Below are 19,476 nucleotides of genomic sequence, written 5' to 3' on the forward strand. Positions count from 1 at the left end.
TAAACTATGAAAAAATCTAAAATCAAAAACTCAATAGCAATTATTATTACTGTAGTAACTTGTTGGAATCTTAATTCACAAAGCATAACTACCAAAAAATTTAATTCAAGTGAACTTTTAACAGAACGGTATATAAAAATATATGTTCCGCCAAGTTATGAAATAGATTCTACCAAATTATATCCAGTTACCTTAGTATTAGATGCTGAATATTTATTTGATGTATTTGTAGGAAATGCCATACTTTTTGCTGCTAAAGACAAAGCTCCTGAACAAATAATTATTGGAATTAATCAAAATAGATATAACGAGCGTTATGAAGATTGTTCTTATTCCAAAGAAAATAGTTATCCAACCCAAGAAGGTGAAGCTTTCTACAGGTTTATAAGAGGTGAACTAATTGATTATGTAGAAGAAAATTATAGAACATCACAATTTAAAACCATTGTAGGTAATACATTAACCGCTAATTTTATTAATTATTTTTTAATTGAAGATTTTCCAGGTTTTAATGCATTTATATCCATTAACCCTTATTTAGCAATAGATATGCCTACAATGCTACAACATAAAATCCCTTCAATAAAAGATGAAAATATATATTATTACTTATCTAACGGAAAATACAATTCAGAAAAGTACAGAAATTCAATTTCTGCTACCAATGAATTATTAGCAACCACCAACAACGGAAAGTTTAAATATCAATACGAAACATTTGATACTAGTACCAAAACAGCATCTATAGGACAATCTATTTCAGGTGCTTTGGCGTTTATTTTTGAAATGTACTCTTCTATTTCTAAAGAAGAGTTTGAAAATAACATCCAAAATTTATCCCCTGCTGATGCCATTGCTTATTTAGAGAATAAATATGTAGAAATTGAATACCTATTTGGTAGTAATTTAAAAATTAGAGAACGAGATATTTTTGCAATTGAAAGCATTATTTTGGATAAGGAAAATGGTGATTATTTAAAAAGTTTTGGTGAAATGATTAATAGATTGTACAACGATTCCCCTATTGGCGATTATTATATTGGTCGCTATTATGAAACAGGTGGCAAATTTAAACAAGCACTTAAATACTACAAAAATGGCTATATGAAATTACCTGAAGGAGATCCAAATGCTGATGGCTATTATAAAAATATTGAAAGAGTTTTAAGCAAACGAGACGGAACATATATCGAACCTAATAAACAATAAATACAAATAATCCATGAAAAACACATTTTTCTCAATTCTATTTATAGCAATTACTTCTTTATTTTATGCTCAAGAAGATGTAGCTATAAAAGTTAATATTCCAAAAGAACAAAAATATCAATTTACACCTATTATCGATATTGAAGCTTCAGCTGTTAAAAATCAAGGAAACACAGGAACATGTTGGAGTTTTTCTGCTTCATCATTTATTGAGTCGGAAATATATAGAAATTCTGGTGAAATGATAGATATTTCAGAAATGTACAATGTTCGTCATACATACAATGCAAAATCGTGGAATTATATAATGAGGCAAGGCAAAATTCAATTTAGTGAGGGTGGTTTGGCTCATGATGTTATGAACTCAATAAAATTAAATGGCTTAGTTCCGGAAAGTTCTTATTCAGGTTTATTAAACAGTACTAAAAATTATGATCATTCAAAAATTATCCCTGAATTAAAAACTGTGTTAGATACTTATATTAAAAATGATAAAAAATCAAACTTTCCTAATTGGAAATTAGCAGTAGATTCAATTTTAACTGTTCATTTAGGGAAAGCACCTGAAGAATTTATATATAATGGTGTTACGTATACCCCAAAATCATTTTTAGAAATGACAAAAATTAATACGTCAAATTATATTACACTTACTTCTTTTACACACCAACCTTATAATTCAACATTTATATTGAACATTCCTGATAATTTTTCCAATGGAAGTTTTTACAATATTGATTTAGATATTTTTGTTAAAGAAGTAGATAATGCCCTAAAAAAAGGGTATACTTTAGCATTAGATTGTGATGTATCTGAAGAAACATTTTCATCAAAATATGGTATTGCTGTAGTTCCAAAAGAATTTAAAAATTCTGAAAAAGCTTTAACTTATATAGTTGATGAAGCAACTATTACTCCTGAATTTAGACAACAAGAATTTGAAAACTATAATACTACAGACGACCATTTAATGCATATTGTTGGAATGGTAAAAGATCAAAATGGCACTGAATATTACAAAGTCAAAAATTCTTGGGGTACAGATTCTAAACGCATAGGAAATGGTGGATATATTTATATGAGTAAACCATTTTTTAGATTGAAAACCATTTCTGTAATGGTTCATAAAAATGCTTTAAGTGAAACTCTCAAAAAAGAGTTAAAAGTATAATCAACCAAGAATTGCAAACCAAAAAAAGCGTCAAATTAAATTTAGTTTGACGCTTTTAATTTATAAATATTATCTTTTTATTTTAGTACCAACCTTATACCTTCATCTTCTATTGTAATTAGCTTTTGTCTAAACAATCCTCCAATTGCATTTTTAAAGGCTTTTTTACTCATTCCCAATTCATATTTAATAGTTTTAGGATCGCTTTTATCATGCAATGCTAAAAAACCATCATGCTTTTTTAAGGCTTTTAAAATAGTAATTTCATTTTTTACAATAGTTTGTTTAAACCCTACAGGTTGTAAGCTAACGTCAATTTTTTCATCTTCTCTTACTTTTTTAACATAACCCGTTAATTTTTGTCCTTCTTCAATTTTTTGATACAGTTCATTCTTGTACAACATTCCCTCAAATTCTTCATTTACTAAAACTGTAAAACCCAATGCTGTATTTCTAACAACAATTAACTCTACTTTATCTCCTGTTTTTAACTCCATTCTTTATTTATTTTAAATTGTTGAAATATGCTTTTAATATTTGATCGTTCTTCTCTCTTGGCGTTTTTATTTCTAATAACCTTGGTTGTTTAGAATCTTCAAAAAAACACTCAAGTACTTTAATTAAACTTTCTTCATCTGAAACTACCTCATAATCAAATTTATACATTTTACACAAATGTTCAGCTGTTAAATTATGAGTTGTTTCAAAATAATTTAAGGCGTTTGACTGCTGTGGTCCAGGTATAAACCTAAAAATACCTCCTCCTGAATTATTGATCAATATAATCCTAAAATTTGCTGGAATATAATCATTCCAAAGTGCATTACTATCATAAAAAAAACTAATATCTCCTGTTATAAAGGTGGTTCTTATGTTTGATACTATAGCTGCCCCAATAGCAGTACTTGTACTACCATCAATTCCACTAGTACCTCTATTACAAAACACCTGTAAAGTATTATTTATATTAAATAATTGAGAGTATCTAATAATTGAGCTATTTCCAAGTTGCAATTGCGAATTATTAGGTATAGTTGGTAGTATTTTTTCAAAAACTCTTAAATCAGAGAATGAACAACCATCTATAAAATTTTGATGATTTTTTAATCGGTGTACCTTCTTTTGAAGCCAAAATTGTTGAAAACTACTTTCTTTAGGCTTTGTTAAAAAGAAAAACTGACTAAAAAATAACTGTGGTGAAATTTTAAAGTGTTTTGATAAACAATGAAAAGTATTAAAAGCTCTTTTTGAATCTATATGCCAATGATGTTTTGGCTGATATTTTCTCAAATGCTGTTTAATTTTTTTTGATACAATCAGCCCTCCTAAAGTTAGCAAAATATCTGGTTGAAATTGCTCAAATTCATCTTCAACAAAAGGAAAAATTAACTTATCTATACTGTTAATAAACTTGGAGTGTGAAACATTGGCTGTGTTTTCAATTAAAACTAAAACGGAAGGATCCTTTGTGAAATGCTCTAACTGAGTTTGTATTAATTTGTCTGGAAAATGCGCTCCAACCAATACTATTTTTTTGGTTGAAGCATTCCAAATATCTGCAAAATTTTGAAGTTCATCGACATCTAAAGGAACTTCTTCTACAACAGTATCAATTTCATCAAAACCAACTATTTTGTTGGTTATTTCATATAAAGGTTCATCAAATGGTACATTAATGTGAACAGGTCCCTTTTGAGATTTAGCAAGTTTTAAAGCTGTAGTTACTAATTCAAAATTTGAAGCTTTAGAAACCTCATCAGCTACTAAGTTAGAAGAACATAAAATATGGTTTTCAAAAACATTTTTTTGGCGTATCGTTTGTCCATCACCAATATCAATTAAATGATCTGGTCGATCTGCTGAAATAATTATCAAAGGTATATTGCTATAAAAAGCTTCTGCAACAGCTGGATAATAATTTAATAATGCCGACCCTGATGTACAAACAATTGCAACTGGTTGTTGTAATTGTTGTGCCATTCCTAAAGCAAAAAAAGCCGCACAACGTTCATCTACTATACTATATGTTTGAATAGATGTATGATTTGAAAAACCAATAGTTAGCGGAGCGTTTCTTGAACCAGGAGAAATTACCACGTGCTTAATTTGATGAGAAATACAAGAAGCAATAACAAGCTGCGCTAAGTTATTTTTAGGAAATTGAGGCATTTAATAAATTAATTTTAAGTGCAAAGTTACGTAAAGTTATGCTAGTTTTTAAAGAAATTAATAATTTAGTATAATTGATTTTTATCATATAAAAATTGAATTCATTACATTAAATTTAATAAGCAAAAAATTTATTTTGATTAAACTAATTGCATTATTATCGCCACTTTCTATCAATTTATATGGAGCAATTTTTTTATTTGCAACAGCAACTAAACAATTTAAAAATAGATTTTTTTTAGGGCTTTTTTTAGCCAATAGTTTTATTTTATTTCTCGGTCATTTTTTATCGTTTTATGAGTATTGGAAAATATTTCAGTATTTTGATTTCCTTTTTTTAGGAGCAATTTTAGCCTTTTATCCTCTTTATTATCTGTATATCTATAGTGCTTTTAATTTTAATATTATACCTATTAAATGGATTTATCATTTTACTCCCTCAATAATTATAGCAGCTCTAATGTTAATTGTTACAAGTTTAGTTAGTTGGGAAAATTATATCGAATATATGAATAACAATCTTTATGCTAGTGAATTAACTTCAAGTTCATCCAAAATATTAGCTTATTTATATAGAGGAACTCGATTTTTTCACTTAGTTCAAATTATTGGATACAATTTTTTAACCATTCGCTTTATTTTGAGAGCGCATCAAGAAATGAATAACTCATTTTCAAATTTAGATAAGTATCAACTTAGGTATTTTTATGTAGTCAACATCTCCTTCATCTTATTTATGTCGATTCCAGGGTTTTATGTAACTCTAATTGGTAGAACACCATTAAATACGAATGATTATCTTTTGTTAAGTTCTTGCATACTCTTCTCCCTACTTTATTTAATTATTGCTATAATAGGAATACGCCAAATCCCTGTGGCAATAGATTTAAAAACAATGGTTCCTAAAAATGAGGCTGGTAAAGAACAGCTTTATGAATTTAACGAATTAGAGAAAGAGTTATACTTATATTTTAGCAATGAAAAACCTTGGTTAGTTCCAAATTTAAATATTTGGGAAGTAGCGAAACATTTAGGAACCAATCGTTCTTATATTTCAAATGTTATCAATGAAAAAGTAGGTTGTAACTTCAACCAATTTGTAAATAACTACAGAATTAAAGAAGCTAAACTACTTTTAAAACAAACTCCAAATAAAACCATCACAGAAATTAGTGAACTAGCTGGTTTTGGGTCTGTAAATTCCTTTATCAGGATTTTTAAAAAAGTGGAGAAATGTACTCCTTCAGAATATCGTAAAAAGATTCTTTAAATTTTACGATTTAAACACTCTTTTATACGATTTAAACGTTTATTTTTTTCAACTATTTATAGTTTTACAATAGAAAATCAACTGGATGTTAAGTACTTAAATATACATGGGAAGAATTGCATGAAAATTTATAATGTTAGCCCACAAACATTATAAATTTGAAAATGTTTTAACTTAGTTCTTTTCATTCGGTTGATTTTTAAAGCACTTTTTTCATAATTTCGGCTTTTGAAACTGTTTCAAACCACTCATTTTGAGGAATACTCTCTGCAGTAATGCCCCCACCAATATACAATGATGCAACCGAATTTTCAATCTGCATACATCTTAAATTTACAAATAAATTTGTTGAATTATATAGGTTTAGTTCTCCTAAAAAACCTGAATAGTAGGCTCTATCATATCTTTCATTTTTTAAAATAAATTCTTTTGCAACTTCTTTAGGCAATCCACAAACTGCAGGAGTTGGATGCAACGATTTTACAATATCACCTAACAAACTAGTTTCCTTTAATTTACCAGTAATGTCGGTTCTTAAATGCAATAAATTTCCTGCTTTAATAGTATATGGATTTGAAACTGATAAATTATCAACACATTTTTGAATACTTGATAAAATATAATTTGTCACAAACTGTTGCTCATCTCTTTCTTTTGATTCCCAATTTACCCTTAATGAATTTTTGTATGACTGTGTACCAGCTAAAGCCATAGTAGTAAAAACATTTTTTGAAACACTTAATAATCGCTCTGGAGTTGCTCCCATCCATAAACCAATTTGAGGGTGAAACCACACATACACAAAAGCATTATTATAAGTATTTAACATCTTTTTTAATGTAACTAACACATCTAAATTTGAACTTATTAATTCCTCTTTTCTAGATAAAACAATTTTGTTTGATGAGCCACTTATAATAAAATTTATTGCTTTTTGAACTATTTTTTCATGCTCAAGTTGAGCCTTTTTTAAAGAGGTTTTTGCTTTAACATTAGCAAGGTTTTGAGGAGTTTCTAAATCTGATTTGAACGAAATTTCAGTTTCAAAACTTTTACACTTTTTAAAAGGGAATATTACGGTGTTTTTACTATCATCAAATGGAGCAAAAACAAAACCAGAATCATTAAATTCTTTTAAAATATTCAAAGTTTTATCTTTTTGAGCCAAGCAAGAAACTTTTTTTTCATTAGGTTTCCTATAAACTACAAAAGGCAAATTAGATGTTAATAGTACTTCAATTTCTTTAAAAAAATGTGCAATCTCTTTTTTCAATATGATATTTAATTTATCTGTTGTAATAAAATGCTTTTAATCTGCTTAAAATTAGACCAAACTAACCCATGGCCTACACCATCCAAAGTTACCAATTCAAATTGTTGTGGTGAAATATTATTTTTTAAATAAAGTGAATTCTCATAAGGCACAATTCCATCATCATTTCCATGGATACTTAAAATCGTTGAAGGGTTTTTATTCCAACTATTTTCAAATTTTTCTAAATCCTTTTGATGTGATAACTTTTCCTTTGAAGCCGCTTGCCAAGTTTTGGGGATTAAATTTTTGGTCAATTTCCATTTATAAAAGTTTAAAGCCCAAGGCATAACTTCTTTATTTGAAAAAACAGCAGGAGCTAATAGAATAATTTTTTTATATTTTTTTTTCGAAGCTAAAGCAATAGGTCCTCCATAAGAATAACCAACTAATATTACTTTTTTAGATGGAATATTCTTGATTAAATCTTCTAATAAATTCGTTTCAAATTGTATAGATTCTTGAACATTTCCTGTATGATAAATTCCATATCCAATTCTATCATAAGAAATTAAATTTACTCTTGAATTTAACTCTTCATCCATTAAATATTTCTTAAAATCTAAAATAGAACCTATAGAACCATGAATAAAAACTATGGTTGGTAATGTTGTATCAATCTTTTTTTGAAGTTCTAAAACTCGGTATTTATATTTTTGGTAAGTTTTTGTACTAAGTGAAATAGGAAATGACAATTTTTCAAATTCTTTTTCTATTTTATGTGTAGCTTTTGGGGTTGAAAATTGATAAAATAGTGCTATTAAAACTATTAACAATAGTACAACTAATAGTAATGTTATTTTACCTATCTTTTTCAGCCTTTTCTTCATACATATTATTTTGGTAAAATAATATTGGTTAATTTACACATAGAAACCAACTTTCCTTTATCATCTTCTACCCTAATTTCTAGTAAATGAGTGGTTCTTCCCTTATGAATAAACCTTGCCGTTGCTGTTATATACCCATCTTTTACACTTCGCAAATGATTTGCCGAAAATTCTAAACCTTTAACCGTAAATTTATCTCTATCTATTACTAATAAAGAAGCTGGACTACCTACACTTTCAGCTAATGCCATTGTGGCGCCTCCGTTTAAAATACCTGCTGGTTGATAAACTCTTGAATCTACTGGCATTCTAGCCTCTAAAAAATCATCCCCTACATCGGTATATTTTATATGTAAAGTTTCCATTAAAGTACCTTTACACAAACTATTTAAAGCTTTTAATGTTTCTAATTTTTGATCCATCTTAAAAAATGTTAGGTTGTAAAAATAAGAATTAAAACTATAAGTACTACCTTTGCATTAGAATAGAATTTAAACAAAATGGCATATAAAATTAGGGCAATATTAGATGTAAATGAAGATGTAATTAGAGATCTTATTGTTAATGAATCTATTAATCTAGAAGAGTTGCACTTTACAATTGCAAAATCTTTTGGTTTTAAAGGACAAGAAATGGCTTCATTTTACCAAACTAATAATGAATGGGAACTAGGTGAAGAAATTCCTTTATTCAATATGTCTGAGGATGAAAATGCTGTTTCTATGCAAAATTGCGTCCTTTCATCTGTTCTTACAACAAAAGGAGATAAACTTATTTATGTGTACGATTTCTTTTCTATGTGGACATTTTATATTGAATTAATTAAAATAACTTCAACCGATAAAAACTTACCTTATATAGCTTTATCTATTGGTAATGTTCCAGATGAAGCCCCTAAAAAAGAATTTACAGCAGAAAATTCAAACAATAATTTTGATATTTTCAATGATGAAGACGACTTTGAAAATATAGATGATTTTGATTTTGATAATTATTAAGGTTTTAAGGTTAGATTAACTTTATATTGTTTTCTTTTTAACACTAGTTTTTTTAAGCTTAATTGCTTTTGGTAAAATGTAATTCGAATTCCAAACAGCAAAAAGAAACCTCCTAAAATCATTTGTAACGTTATTTTTTCATCCAAAAACAACCAAGCTAATAAAGTTGCTAATACCGCTTGTCCAAGTAAACTTACAGAAACTCTGGTAGCTCTCATGTTTTTTGTAGCATAACTTATTAATAGCCAAGCTAATAATTGACATACCAGTCCTTGTATTAATAATACAAACCAAGCTAAATCGCTAAATCCAGTAAAAGAAGCTCCTATCAAATAGCTAATTAACCCTAAAGAAATAGCTGAAGAGACTACACTAATAGTCATAAAACTGGTAACGTCTATTTCATTTAAAATATTTTTGCTTGTTAACATATAAACAGCATATAACATCCCTGAAAGTACTCCAAAACAAAAAGCCACATTAAAATTAAAGTTTAAAAAAGTACTAAACCCAACCAAAAGAACCATCCCAAAAATAGCTATAACAGTACCAATCCAAAAATTTTGAGTTGGTTTATCTTTCAAAAAGAAAAAAGCTCCTATACCAACCCATACTGGAGATAAATTTGTTAAAAGTGTTGCTTGTGTAGCTGTAGATTCTTGTATTGCAATGTTCCAAACTGCAACATCGGCTCCAAATATAATTCCGCAGAGTATAGAAAGCAACAACATTCTTTTAGAGGGCAATCTGAATTTATTGAAGATTAAAACGTACGGTAAAATAACTGCAGATGCTATTGCCATTCTGTAAAACGCAGATATTACTCCTGAAGTTAAATGTAATTTTACTAAAATTGGAAAAATTGAAATACAAATTATACCCACTATTAATGCTACTCTTGCTTTTGTCATATCTTAAAATTTGATCGGCAAAAATAAGCTAGTTGAATTTTTTAAAGTAGCCTTATTTAATCAATAAATTGTTAAATATTACCTTATTTGTTAATTTATAGTTCTTAAAATTGTTAAAAATAGATTATCGTATGATATAAGTATTTACATTTTCATAGTTTCTTACTACAAAAGCAAAAGCTACTTTTAAAATTTCTCCCATAGATTTACACTTTTTAAAATCCATATCTAAGGTATAGTTGTATAAATCCATTTTTAGTTGGGTAATTTTATCGGTTGTAGAAATTTTATCTTTTATCATGCAATTTAATAAATCATGTACACGTTCTTGAGAACCTCTAATTCTTCTTGCAATTGCAGAACGTTCTTCTCTTTTATATTGTTCAACCGACTCTTTTTGTAGATTTTCTTCTACCATTTTAACAAATGGATAATTTTCTTTAAAAAATTGTGGGAAATATACTTTTAGGTTGCCTTCGAAACTCTGCTGATCAAAATCCATTGCTCGTATTCTATATTCAACCTGATCAAAATCGTAAGAAGCTACTATCACATAATTATATGAACGCATATCACCTAGCATTCTAATCATACAACGTTCATTAAATTTTACAAATTCTTTAGACAAACGTTTTTTACCTCTAACAGAAACCGTTTCTAAGTTTTCAGCTAAAAACTGATCTCCTGGAATACCAAGTACATGCTCTTCAATTAAAGTATCTTTATAAACTAAAAAATTAATATTATTTGGTGATAAAATATGTTCTAGCTCTAATCCATAAACTCTAGATGCATCAGCCTTTTTAATATATAGGTAAGTATGATTATCATTTAAAATATTTCTAACTTTAATTCTAAATGGCTTAGAGTTCCCAAACGTGCAATAATCTATGGCGTCAACTGTTAAAAAAGGTAAAGAGTCTTCACTACCATCACCGTGTAAAATTAAATACATTCTTTTTAAACTTAAATCAATTTCATCTCTTTCATGTTCAGCATAGTAAACCCTTACCCATAAAGTATCTTCTCCATTTTTATCATATACAACAATAGCACCTGCAAAGCGTAATAAATCATCATAAAAAACAGGAATTTTAATATTTCTATTATATTCTGTTAAATAGTTATATAGCTCTTCATTAATTGGATAAGCTGGTTTTTTTTGTGAAATTAATTTTTGTTCTTCCATTCATTAAAAATATTGTAAAATCCAAATTTAGTATATTGCTGTAACAATTGTTATTAAATATCGTCTTAATTTTATACTAAACATAAAAATATTGGAAACAATCTTATCAATCAATAATTTAAACAAAAAATTTGGAAAAATTCATGCTGTAAATAATTTGTCTTTTGAAATTCAAAAGGGAAATGTGTATGGAATCTTAGGTCCAAATGGTAGTGGTAAATCTACAACTTTAGGAATTATTTTAAATGTAGTTAATAAAACAACCGGAGAATTTAGTTGGTTTGATGGTAGTTTATCTACACATCAAGCGTTAAAAAAAGTAGGTGCTATTATTGAGCGTCCTAATTTTTATCCGTATATGACCGCAGTTCAAAACTTAGAATTAGTTTGTAAAATCAAAGAAATTCCTTTTACAAAAATTGAAGAAAAATTAAAGTTAGTTAATTTATTTGAACGTAAAAATAGTAAATTCAGCACGTTTTCTTTGGGTATGAAACAACGGTTGGCTATTGCCTCAGCCTTATTAAATGACCCTGAAATTTTAATTTTAGACGAGCCAACAAATGGTTTAGATCCACAGGGGATACATGAAATTAGACAAATTATTAAAACCATTGCAAGCAATGGAACTACCATTTTATTGGCATCACATTTATTAGATGAAGTAGAAAAAGTTTGTTCGCATGTAGTAGTAATTAGAGAAGGCATTAAATTATATTCAGGAAGTGTAGATGAAATGATTGCTTCTTATGGATTGTTTGAACTAAAAGTTGAAAATAATCAAGAAAAGCTAACAGAATTACTGATGAGTTTTGATGGAATTGAAACCGTTAAAAACGAAGATGATAAATTAATTGCAAAGCTAAACAAACCTATAACCGCTGCTGAAATAAATTCATATTTATTTAAAAATGGCATTGTACTATCTCATTTAGTAAAAAGAAAACCAAGTCTAGAACAACAATTCTTATCACTAACTAACAATAAAAAATAAACATGCTACGATTATTAAATATTGAAATTCACAAATTAAAACATAACAGAGCTAGTAAAGTTTTAATTATTATTTATTTTGCTTTACTTACCTCCATTGCATTAATTGCTGCTATTAAATTTGATATCGGACCTATACAATTTCACCTTGCAGAACAGGGTATTTTTAACTTCCCATACATTTGGCATTTTAACACTTTTATGGCTGCCATATTTAAATTTTTCTTATTATTAGTTATTGTTTCAATGATGGCTAATGAATACAGTAACAAAACTTTAAAACAAAATTTAATTGACGGCTTAAGTAAAAAAGAATTTATTTTATCTAAGTTTTATACCGTTATACTTTTAGCTTTAATCTCTACTATTTTTGTTTTTATCGTTTCAATTATCTTAGGGTACAGCTATTCCGATTTTAATGAATTTTCAATAGTAACAACTGATTTAGAATATTTATTAGCCTTTTTTGTAAAGTTAGTAGGATTCTTTTCTTTTGGACTTTTTATGGGTATTTTAGTGAAACGATCTGCATTTGCTGTAGGAGGAATTGTAATTTGGTTTTTTGGAGAAAGTATTTTTAAAGGTTATTTATTTTGGCAATTTAAAGATGCAGAAAACACAACAGAAAAGGTTAATGCCATTTTGCAATTTCTACCTCTAGAGTCTATGTCTAACCTTATTAAAGAACCTTTTACACGTTTAAGTGCTGTAAAAACAGTAGCTAAACAAGTAGGAGAAGATTTATCAAAAGATTTTTCTGTACAACCATTAGATATTCTTATTGTTTTATTTTGGACTAGTATTTTTATCTATTTTTCTTATAAATTACTTAAAAAAAGAGATTTATAATTTTAAACCATTCTTAAGATTCTTATTACTTTGATGGAACTATAGTATGGAATTGAATTGCCTAAATTGATGTTTTACTTTAGTATAATTAATTGGAAGGTAAATCCTCCTTTTTTAAAATGGCTTTCTGTCTTCCATTAACTAAATAGGAAACTACTTCAGGTATTTCTTCATTTTCAATTTTTTGATTCCCTGATTTTGTATTGCTTTTACCATTTACACTTATTATTTCAAAAATAATAGCATCTCCTTTTTTGGTATATGTGGAAACGATAAAAGAATTCATTACTTTAAAAAAACTTGTAAATATACCAGATTTATAAAATCCATCAATTAAAATACTGTTCTTTTCATCAATAATATAATGACCTTTTGAATGATTTTTAACTATCAATTCATAAGCTCTAACATCTTCTTTCCCTCTATAATTATAAGTCATTTTCCATTGATATAGTGAGTCTGTTTTCTTTACAATTGCAAGTTGCATTGCAACTCTCATTTGTACAGAGTCTACTCCATAAATTTGTAATTCTCCTTTATAGTTTCCTTCCCAAAATTTTGGAAAAACTTCTTGACTAATTCCTTTAAAACCACTAAAAACTAGACAAAAACCTATAAGTACTAGCTTAAATTTCATATTGTTATATTTTAATAAACGAATTTACATTTTTTTATTGCTATTCTAAGTAACTAAATTAAAGATTCGTTAAATAAAAATGAACCATACATATTCAAAAAATTAAGTAGTATTTTTGCACTATGCAATTTCAAATAGCTTCAAATTTTAAACCTACAGGAGATCAACCACAAGCCATTCAACAATTAGTGAACGGAATTAAATCTCATGAAAAATACCAAACCTTATTAGGTGTTACTGGCTCAGGTAAAACATTTACGGTAGCCAATGTAATTCAAGAAGTTTCAAAACCTACCTTAATTTTAGCGCATAATAAAACACTAGCTGCTCAATTATATTCAGAATTCAAGCAATTTTTTCCAAACAATTCCGTAGAGTACTTTGTTTCTTATTACGATTATTACCAACCCGAAGCTTACATTCCAGTTACTGGAACTTATATAGAAAAAGATTTATCAATTAATGAAGAAATTGAGAAGCTACGTATTAGTACTTCATCTGCCCTACTTTCTGGCAGAAGAGATGTTATTGTAGTAGCATCTGTTTCTTGTTTATACGGTATTGGTAATCCTGTTGAATTTAAGAAAAATGTAATTTCAATTGAAGTTGATCAAACCATTTCACGCACCAAATTTTTACAACAACTAGTAACTAGTTTATATTCTAGAACAGAAATAGAAATAAGCAGTGGAACTTTTAAAGTAAAGGGTGATACTATTACGGTATATCCATCCTATGGAGAACACGCTTATAGAATACATTTCTTTGGGGATGAAATTGAAGAAATTGAAAGCTTTGATGTGTCTAACAATCAAGTAGTTGAAAAATTTGAGCAACTTAATATTTATCCAGCTAACCTATTTGTAACCTCACCAGATGTTTTACAAAATGCCATTCATGCCATTCAAGAAGATTTAATGAAGCAATATGAATATTTCAAAGAAATTGGCAAACATCTAGAAGCTAAACGTTTAAAAGAACGTACAGAGTTTGATTTAGAAATGATTAGAGAATTAGGTTACTGCAGTGGGATAGAAAATTATTCTAGGTATTTAGATGGAAGAAATCCAGGTACAAGACCCTTCTGCTTATTAGATTATTTTCCTGATGATTATTTAATGGTTATTGACGAAAGCCACGTAACCATCCCGCAAGTACATGCTATGTATGGTGGTGATAGATCTCGTAAAGAAAATTTAGTTGAATTTGGCTTTAGATTGCCCGCTGCAATGGATAACAGGCCTTTAAAATTTGAAGAGTTCGAAACCATTCAAAATCAAGTGATTTATGTAAGTGCAACTCCTGCTGACTATGAATTACAAAAAACAGAAGGAGTTTTTGTAGAACAAGTAATTAGACCAACTGGCTTACTGGATCCTGAAATTGAAGTTCGACCAAGTATCAATCAAATTGATGATCTAATTGAAGAAATTCAAGTAAGAGTTGATAAAGATGAACGTACACTGGTAACAACACTAACCAAACGAATGGCTGAAGAATTGACTAAATACTTAAGTAGAATTCAAATTCGCTGTCGTTACATTCATTCTGATGTTGACACTCTTGAACGTGTTGAAATTATGGCTGATTTACGTAAAGGTTTGTTTGATGTATTAATTGGTGTAAACTTACTACGTGAAGGTTTAGATTTACCAGAAGTTTCTTTAGTAGCCATTTTAGATGCTGATAAAGAAGGTTTTCTACGTTCTCACCGATCACTCACACAAACAATTGGAAGAGCTGCTCGTAATGTAGAAGGAAAAGCCATAATGTATGCAGATAAAATAACAAAAAGCATGCAACTGACTATTGATGAAACTACAAGAAGAAGAGAAAAACAAATAGCTTACAATACTGCAAACCATATTACACCCACTCAAATTAAAAAGAGTATAGAAAATACTTTAAGTAAAAATACAGTTTCATCATATAAATACAATATGAATGAACAAATTGCTGCTGAAGATGAATTGAATTATTTATCAAAATCCGAAATTGAAAATAAAATTCGTGAGAAAAGAAAACAAATGGAAGAAGCAGCCAAAGCTCTTGATTTTATTATTGCCGCTCAACTCAGAGACGAAATAAAACATCTCAAAGAAAAGATTTAATTTCTTTATGGATCATTCATATTCCTAAAATTGTCATTCGGGGAATATTTTTGGTAAGTGTAAACAGAAATTTTAATTTTAATGGCAAAGAAATTAAACTATGCGTAAAAAATTATATTATTTAGTGTTATTAGTACTTTTAAGTACCAATATTAACTATGCTCAACAGCAAATTGCACCTACTTGGGAATCTATAAATAGCAGACCTTATCCTGAATGGTTTAAAGATGCTAAACTTGGTATTTTCATTCATTGGGGACTCTATTCTGTACCATCTTATGGAGGTAAAGAATCTTATGGAGAATGGTATTTAAGAGGTTTACAGATGAAAGATTCACTTCGTACCAATTTTATGAAAAAAAATTATGGTGAAAACTTTACTTATAAAGATTTTGCTCCTTTGTTTAAAGCTGAATTATTCGATCCAAATGAATGGGCTGATTTATTTAAAAAAGCTGGAGCAAAATACATCATTTTTGTATCCAAACATCATGATGGATATTGTCTCTGGCCAAGTAAACAAGCCCCTAACTGGAACTCGGTTGATGTAGGTCCTAAAAGAGATTTAGTGGGAGATTTAACAACTGCTATTAGAAAAAAAGGATTGAAAATGGGTTTGTATTATTCACTCCCAGAATGGAACAATAAATTACATAGATGGTATATAGATCCCCATGAAAACATCGGCGAATATGTTGATAAAATAATGTTACCTCAATTTAAAGATTTAATTTCAACCTATAAACCTTCTGTACTCTTTACAGATGGAGAGTGGTTTAATACTGCGGAAACTTGGCACGCACGCGAGCTTATTTCTTGGTACTATAACATCGTTGGCGATGATGCCATTGTAAATAACAGATGGGGACATGGAAGTGACACTGGTTTTTTAACACCTGAGTATAGTGCCGGAATCAATAGTCCAGACAGACCTTGGGCTGAATGCAGAGGAATTGGACGTTCATTTGGTTTAAACAGAAATGAGAAATTAGAGGCCTATATGTCACCACAAGAACTTATTCATTTCTTTGTAAAAGCAGTCGCAAATGGTGGTGGTATCACTTTAAATGTTGGTCCTAAAGCCGATGGACAAATTCCTTTATTACAACAAGAACGTTTGTTACAACTTGGAGCTTGGATTGAAACCAATAAAGAGGCTATTTATGCCTCTAGACCTTGGATTAAATCTGGTGAAGAAAAAGAAATTTCTAAAAAAAGAATCGATAAAAATATTGACTTTTATTGGGCTAGAAATACGCCTTTAGAGCCTATTAAAGAAGATGATTTTAATATTTCTTGGGAAGGCTTTATACAATCTAAATTTTCTGAAACTTATACATTAGAAGCAACTGCCGATGATGGAATTAGAGTTTATATTGATGATAAGCTTGTTTTAGATCAATGGAAGAATAAAGATCAAGCTTCTGATGGAAACGTAATGGGGAACGTAAATAAAGAAAAAGCTATAAATAAAATTAAATTCAAAAAAGGGAAAAAATACAAGATTAAAATTGACTATTTCGAATCTAAACAAAATGCTTTTGTAAAATTATTTTGGCAAAGTAAATCTCAAGTAAAAGAGATCATCCCTACAACTGCATTTACCACATTACATAACAATGTCGAAGAGAAAGGCTTAACTGGAACTTACAATTCTATGTTGCAACACATTGCTTATACAACAAATAACAATAACTTATATGCCATATCTTTAGAATGGCCAAACGAAGAACTTGTTTTAAATATTCCAAAACCAAAACAAGAAACAGAAATTCAATTAGTAGGAAGAGAAGGTAATTTAGATTGGTATTACAAAAATAATCAGCTTCATATAAAGGTTGATAACGTTAAATATAATGAAATGCCTAGTAACTTTGCTTGGACATTTAAAATTAAAAATTACTTAGTAAAGTAACTAGATTCTTTGCTTTATCTAATAAAAAATCCCGCAAATGCGGGATTTTATTTTATACGTAAAAGTTTAATTTCCTTTTTTATAATCAGCTAAAAATTGTGCCAATCCAATATCTGTTAAAGGGTGTTTTAGCAATCCTTTAATGGCATTTAAAGGTCCAGTCATAACATCAGCACCTAATTTAGCACAGTCAATTATGTGCATCGTATGACGTACAGAGGCAGCTAATATTTCTGTATCAAAGCCATAGTTATCATAAATTAATCTAATTTCAGAAATTAGGTTTAAACCGTCTGTAGAAATATCATCTAAACGACCAATAAATGGCGATACATAAGTAGCTCCTGCTTTGGCTGCTAACAATGCTTGTCCTGCAGAAAATACTAAAGTTACATTTGTTTTAATTCCTTTATCAGAAAAATATTTACAAGCTTTTACTCCATCAGCTATCATTGGTAGTTTAACAACTATTTGTGGATGTAATGCAGCAAGTGCTTCACCTTCTTTAATCATTCCATCAAAATCTGTAGCTATCACTTCGGCACTTACATCACCATCAACAATATTACAAATATCAACATAATGTTTTAAAATGTTGTCTTTACCGGTAATACCTTCTTTAGCCATTAATGATGGGTTTGTTGTAACTCCATCTAAAACACCTAAAGCTTGCGCCTCTTTAATTTGCTCTAAGTTAGCTGTATCAATAAAAAATTTCATTATGAGTTGTGTTTATTTAGTTTATATTGAATTATTTACTTCGGCAAAAGTAATTAATTGATTACAATTTATAGTGATTCATTAATAACTTTTCATAAATTGTATCTGGAAGTATTTTTTTTAATACAATTGAAAACTTTTGCATAAAATTACCTACTTTATAGTGTACTTTTGGTTTTGAGGTTTGGGTTATTTTATAAATTGCTTTGGCCATTTCTAAAGGATCACTTCCACTATCAACATGAGCATTCATTAAATCTAAATTTTCTTGATATGTTTTTTTATAAGGTGAGTTTTCAAAAACAGGGGTATGATATCTTCCTGAGGCAATATTTGTTGCAAAATCGCCTGGCGCAACATTAGTAATATGAATTCCAAAACCTTTCACCTCCATTCTAATCGCCTCTGTAACAATCTCTAACGCTCCTTTTGTTGCAGAATAGATTCCTCTAAAAGGCAGTCCCATATATCCCGCTATGGAAGTTACATTTATAATTAAGCCTCTTTTTTGTTGTCTCATTTGAGGTAATACAGCTTTCATAACTTCAATGGCACCAAAAAAATTAGTTTCAAATACGTTTCGCATTTCTTGTGTAGGAGTTTCTTCAATAGGCCCTGTAATTCCCATACCCGCATTGTTTACTAACACATCAATTCTACCTTCATTTGAAATTACTTTATCTATAGCTTTTTGAATGGTTTCAACATTTGTTACATCTAATGCTATTAGTTGAAAAGGGTGGTTTGGGTTATTTTGAGGATTTCGACTTGTTCCATAAACAATAAACCCTTTTTGTAATAAAAATTCTCCTACCGATTTTCCTATACCTGAAGAACCACCAGTAATTAAAACAACTTTTGACATATGAAGTGTAAATTTAAACGCTGTAAAATTAAAAAGTTTATGTTAAGACAAAAGGTAAAATAATTTTATACAAGAAAAAACTACCTAAATTTAGTGTATAAAAAAAGGCAAGCTACCTACATCACACCGCTACAACCTAATACCTTTGCTGCGTTCCCGCCCTGGAGGATTCAAAGGGAGCTGGTTGTGTAGGACTTGCCGGGCGCAAATTTACAATCTATTTTCAGTTTAAACAATCTTTTTTTTTATAATTTTATGTAACATTTTTAAAAAACTGTTTACTAATATTTTAGTTTAAAAAAAAGAATAATGTTAACCTTAACGATT

Annotated in this window: 18 protein-coding genes and 1 other RNA gene; 8 read left to right on the plus strand and 11 right to left on the minus strand. The window is 28.8% G+C overall.

Annotated elements, in window-relative coordinates; all coding sequences use genetic code 11:
- Positions 1-6: 6 nt before the first annotated feature.
- Positions 7-1,209 carry an alpha/beta hydrolase gene (locus tag ACFQZW_RS10610; protein ID WP_386782890.1) on the plus strand — a complete coding sequence of 401 codons (1,203 nt, stop codon included), beginning with the start codon at positions 7-9 and terminating at the stop codon, positions 1,207-1,209.
- 13 nt (positions 1,210-1,222) lie between these two features.
- The gene (locus tag ACFQZW_RS10615) at positions 1,223-2,380 is read left to right on the plus strand and encodes a C1 family peptidase (protein WP_386782893.1); all 1,158 of its coding nucleotides are present in this window, start codon (positions 1,223-1,225) and stop codon (positions 2,378-2,380) included.
- Positions 2,381-2,457: 77 nt separating this feature from the next.
- Here the strand turns inward: ACFQZW_RS10615 and ACFQZW_RS10620 are convergent, their stop codons facing one another.
- A complete protein-coding gene (locus ACFQZW_RS10620; RefSeq protein WP_298263208.1) occupies positions 2,458-2,877 on the minus strand; it encodes a DNA-binding protein in 420 nt (139 codons plus the stop codon).
- Between the two features lie 7 nt (positions 2,878-2,884).
- A complete protein-coding gene (menD, locus tag ACFQZW_RS10625) occupies positions 2,885-4,549 on the minus strand; it encodes a 2-succinyl-5-enolpyruvyl-6-hydroxy-3-cyclohexene-1-carboxylic-acid synthase (RefSeq protein WP_386782896.1) in 1,665 nt (554 codons plus the stop codon).
- A 136-nt stretch (positions 4,550-4,685) separates the two neighbouring features.
- On the opposite strand from menD, the gene ACFQZW_RS10630 reads away from it, so the two are divergent.
- On the plus strand, positions 4,686-5,819 hold the full coding sequence (locus ACFQZW_RS10630; RefSeq protein WP_372800263.1) for a helix-turn-helix domain-containing protein: 1,134 nt from the start codon (positions 4,686-4,688) through the stop codon (positions 5,817-5,819).
- Positions 5,820-6,018: 199 nt separating this feature from the next.
- Here the strand turns inward: ACFQZW_RS10630 and ACFQZW_RS10635 are convergent, their stop codons facing one another.
- From ACFQZW_RS10635 to ACFQZW_RS10645, 3 genes are read right to left on the minus strand one after another with little or no spacing between them, the layout of a single operon-like run.
- Complete coding sequence (locus ACFQZW_RS10635) at positions 6,019-7,092, minus strand: chorismate-binding protein (protein WP_386782898.1); 1,074 nt, start codon at positions 7,090-7,092, stop codon at positions 6,019-6,021.
- A gap of 8 nt (positions 7,093-7,100) precedes the next feature.
- On the minus strand, positions 7,101-7,961 hold the full coding sequence (locus ACFQZW_RS10640; RefSeq protein ID WP_386782901.1) for an alpha/beta fold hydrolase: 861 nt from the start codon (positions 7,959-7,961) through the stop codon (positions 7,101-7,103).
- 5 nt (positions 7,962-7,966) lie between these two features.
- Entirely contained in the window at positions 7,967-8,383 is a 417-nt protein-coding gene (locus ACFQZW_RS10645) for a PaaI family thioesterase (protein WP_298263215.1), read from the minus strand.
- 78 nt (positions 8,384-8,461) lie between these two features.
- Here ACFQZW_RS10645 and ACFQZW_RS10650 point away from each other — a divergent pair, with 78 nt between their 5' ends.
- On the plus strand, positions 8,462-8,959 hold the full coding sequence (locus ACFQZW_RS10650) for an IS1096 element passenger TnpR family protein (protein ID WP_386782904.1): 498 nt from the start codon (positions 8,462-8,464) through the stop codon (positions 8,957-8,959).
- Here ACFQZW_RS10650 and ACFQZW_RS10655 read toward each other — a convergent pair.
- Together ACFQZW_RS10655 and ACFQZW_RS10660 are read right to left on the minus strand one after the other, a co-directional pair.
- Positions 8,956-9,870, minus strand: coding sequence for a DMT family transporter (locus ACFQZW_RS10655; RefSeq protein WP_386782906.1), 915 nt, complete (start codon positions 9,868-9,870; stop codon positions 8,956-8,958). The genes ACFQZW_RS10650 and ACFQZW_RS10655 overlap by 4 nt on opposite strands.
- 124 nt (positions 9,871-9,994) lie before the next feature.
- Positions 9,995-11,059 (minus strand): hypothetical protein, encoded by a 1,065-nt coding sequence (locus tag ACFQZW_RS10660; protein ID WP_298263219.1) that lies wholly within the window; start codon positions 11,057-11,059, stop codon positions 9,995-9,997.
- A gap of 91 nt (positions 11,060-11,150) precedes the next feature.
- On the opposite strand from ACFQZW_RS10660, the gene ACFQZW_RS10665 reads away from it, so the two are divergent.
- On the plus strand, positions 11,151-12,053 hold the full coding sequence (locus ACFQZW_RS10665; RefSeq protein ID WP_298263220.1) for an ABC transporter ATP-binding protein: 903 nt from the start codon (positions 11,151-11,153) through the stop codon (positions 12,051-12,053).
- 2 nt (positions 12,054-12,055) lie between these two features.
- Positions 12,056-12,901, plus strand: coding sequence for an ABC transporter permease (locus ACFQZW_RS10670; protein WP_298263221.1), 846 nt, complete (start codon positions 12,056-12,058; stop codon positions 12,899-12,901).
- Positions 12,902-12,989: 88 nt separating this feature from the next.
- Here the strand turns inward: ACFQZW_RS10670 and ACFQZW_RS10675 are convergent, their stop codons facing one another.
- A complete protein-coding gene (locus ACFQZW_RS10675) occupies positions 12,990-13,538 on the minus strand; it encodes a hypothetical protein (RefSeq protein WP_386782910.1) in 549 nt (182 codons plus the stop codon).
- 122 nt (positions 13,539-13,660) lie between these two features.
- Between ACFQZW_RS10675 and uvrB the strand changes: the two genes are divergently transcribed.
- Complete coding sequence (uvrB, locus tag ACFQZW_RS10680; protein ID WP_298286615.1) at positions 13,661-15,649, plus strand: excinuclease ABC subunit UvrB; 1,989 nt, start codon at positions 13,661-13,663, stop codon at positions 15,647-15,649.
- Between the two features lie 100 nt (positions 15,650-15,749).
- Positions 15,750-17,564 (plus strand): alpha-L-fucosidase, encoded by a 1,815-nt coding sequence (locus tag ACFQZW_RS10685; RefSeq protein ID WP_386782912.1) that lies wholly within the window; start codon positions 15,750-15,752, stop codon positions 17,562-17,564.
- 66 nt (positions 17,565-17,630) lie between these two features.
- On the opposite strand, the gene fsa is transcribed toward ACFQZW_RS10685, so the two are convergent.
- From fsa to ffs, 3 genes are all read right to left on the minus strand, one after another.
- A complete protein-coding gene (gene fsa / locus ACFQZW_RS10690) occupies positions 17,631-18,284 on the minus strand; it encodes a fructose-6-phosphate aldolase (RefSeq protein ID WP_298263226.1) in 654 nt (217 codons plus the stop codon).
- Between the two features lie 61 nt (positions 18,285-18,345).
- Positions 18,346-19,149, minus strand: a complete 804-nt coding sequence (locus tag ACFQZW_RS10695) for an SDR family oxidoreductase (RefSeq protein ID WP_386782915.1) — start codon at positions 19,147-19,149, stop codon at positions 18,346-18,348.
- Positions 19,150-19,251: 102 nt separating this feature from the next.
- An RNA gene (gene ffs / locus ACFQZW_RS10700) (signal recognition particle sRNA small type) lies at positions 19,252-19,350 on the minus strand.
- Positions 19,351-19,476: the final 126 nt, after the last annotated feature.

The sequence above is a fragment of the Lutibacter aestuarii genome, from assembly GCF_042676885.1.
Taxonomy (GTDB): Bacteria; Bacteroidota; Bacteroidia; order Flavobacteriales; family Flavobacteriaceae; genus Lutibacter; species Lutibacter aestuarii.

Bases quoted from the DNA above. Each gene is read 5' to 3' on its own strand.
- ACFQZW_RS10610 (WP_386782890.1), top strand. From the start codon at position 7: ATGAAAAAATCTAAAATCAAAAACTCAATAGCAATTATTATTACTGTA.
- ACFQZW_RS10615 (WP_386782893.1), top strand. From the start codon at position 1,223: ATGAAAAACACATTTTTCTCAATTCTATTTATAGCAATTACTTCTTTA.
- ACFQZW_RS10620 (WP_298263208.1), bottom strand. From the start codon at position 2,877: ATGGAGTTAAAAACAGGAGATAAAGTAGAGTTAATTGTTGTTAGAAAT.
- menD (WP_386782896.1), bottom strand. From the start codon at position 4,549: ATGCCTCAATTTCCTAAAAATAACTTAGCGCAGCTTGTTATTGCTTCT.
- ACFQZW_RS10640 (WP_386782901.1), bottom strand. From the start codon at position 7,961: ATGAAGAAAAGGCTGAAAAAGATAGGTAAAATAACATTACTATTAGTT.
- ACFQZW_RS10645 (WP_298263215.1), bottom strand. From the start codon at position 8,383: ATGGATCAAAAATTAGAAACATTAAAAGCTTTAAATAGTTTGTGTAAA.
- ACFQZW_RS10650 (WP_386782904.1), top strand. From the start codon at position 8,462: ATGGCATATAAAATTAGGGCAATATTAGATGTAAATGAAGATGTAATT.
- ACFQZW_RS10655 (WP_386782906.1), bottom strand. From the start codon at position 9,870: ATGACAAAAGCAAGAGTAGCATTAATAGTGGGTATAATTTGTATTTCA.
- ACFQZW_RS10660 (WP_298263219.1), bottom strand. From the start codon at position 11,059: ATGGAAGAACAAAAATTAATTTCACAAAAAAAACCAGCTTATCCAATT.
- ACFQZW_RS10670 (WP_298263221.1), top strand. From the start codon at position 12,056: ATGCTACGATTATTAAATATTGAAATTCACAAATTAAAACATAACAGA.
- ACFQZW_RS10675 (WP_386782910.1), bottom strand. From the start codon at position 13,538: ATGAAATTTAAGCTAGTACTTATAGGTTTTTGTCTAGTTTTTAGTGGT.
- uvrB (WP_298286615.1), top strand. From the start codon at position 13,661: ATGCAATTTCAAATAGCTTCAAATTTTAAACCTACAGGAGATCAACCA.
- ACFQZW_RS10685 (WP_386782912.1), top strand. From the start codon at position 15,750: ATGCGTAAAAAATTATATTATTTAGTGTTATTAGTACTTTTAAGTACC.
- fsa (WP_298263226.1), bottom strand. From the start codon at position 18,284: ATGAAATTTTTTATTGATACAGCTAACTTAGAGCAAATTAAAGAGGCG.
- ACFQZW_RS10695 (WP_386782915.1), bottom strand. From the start codon at position 19,149: ATGTCAAAAGTTGTTTTAATTACTGGTGGTTCTTCAGGTATAGGAAAA.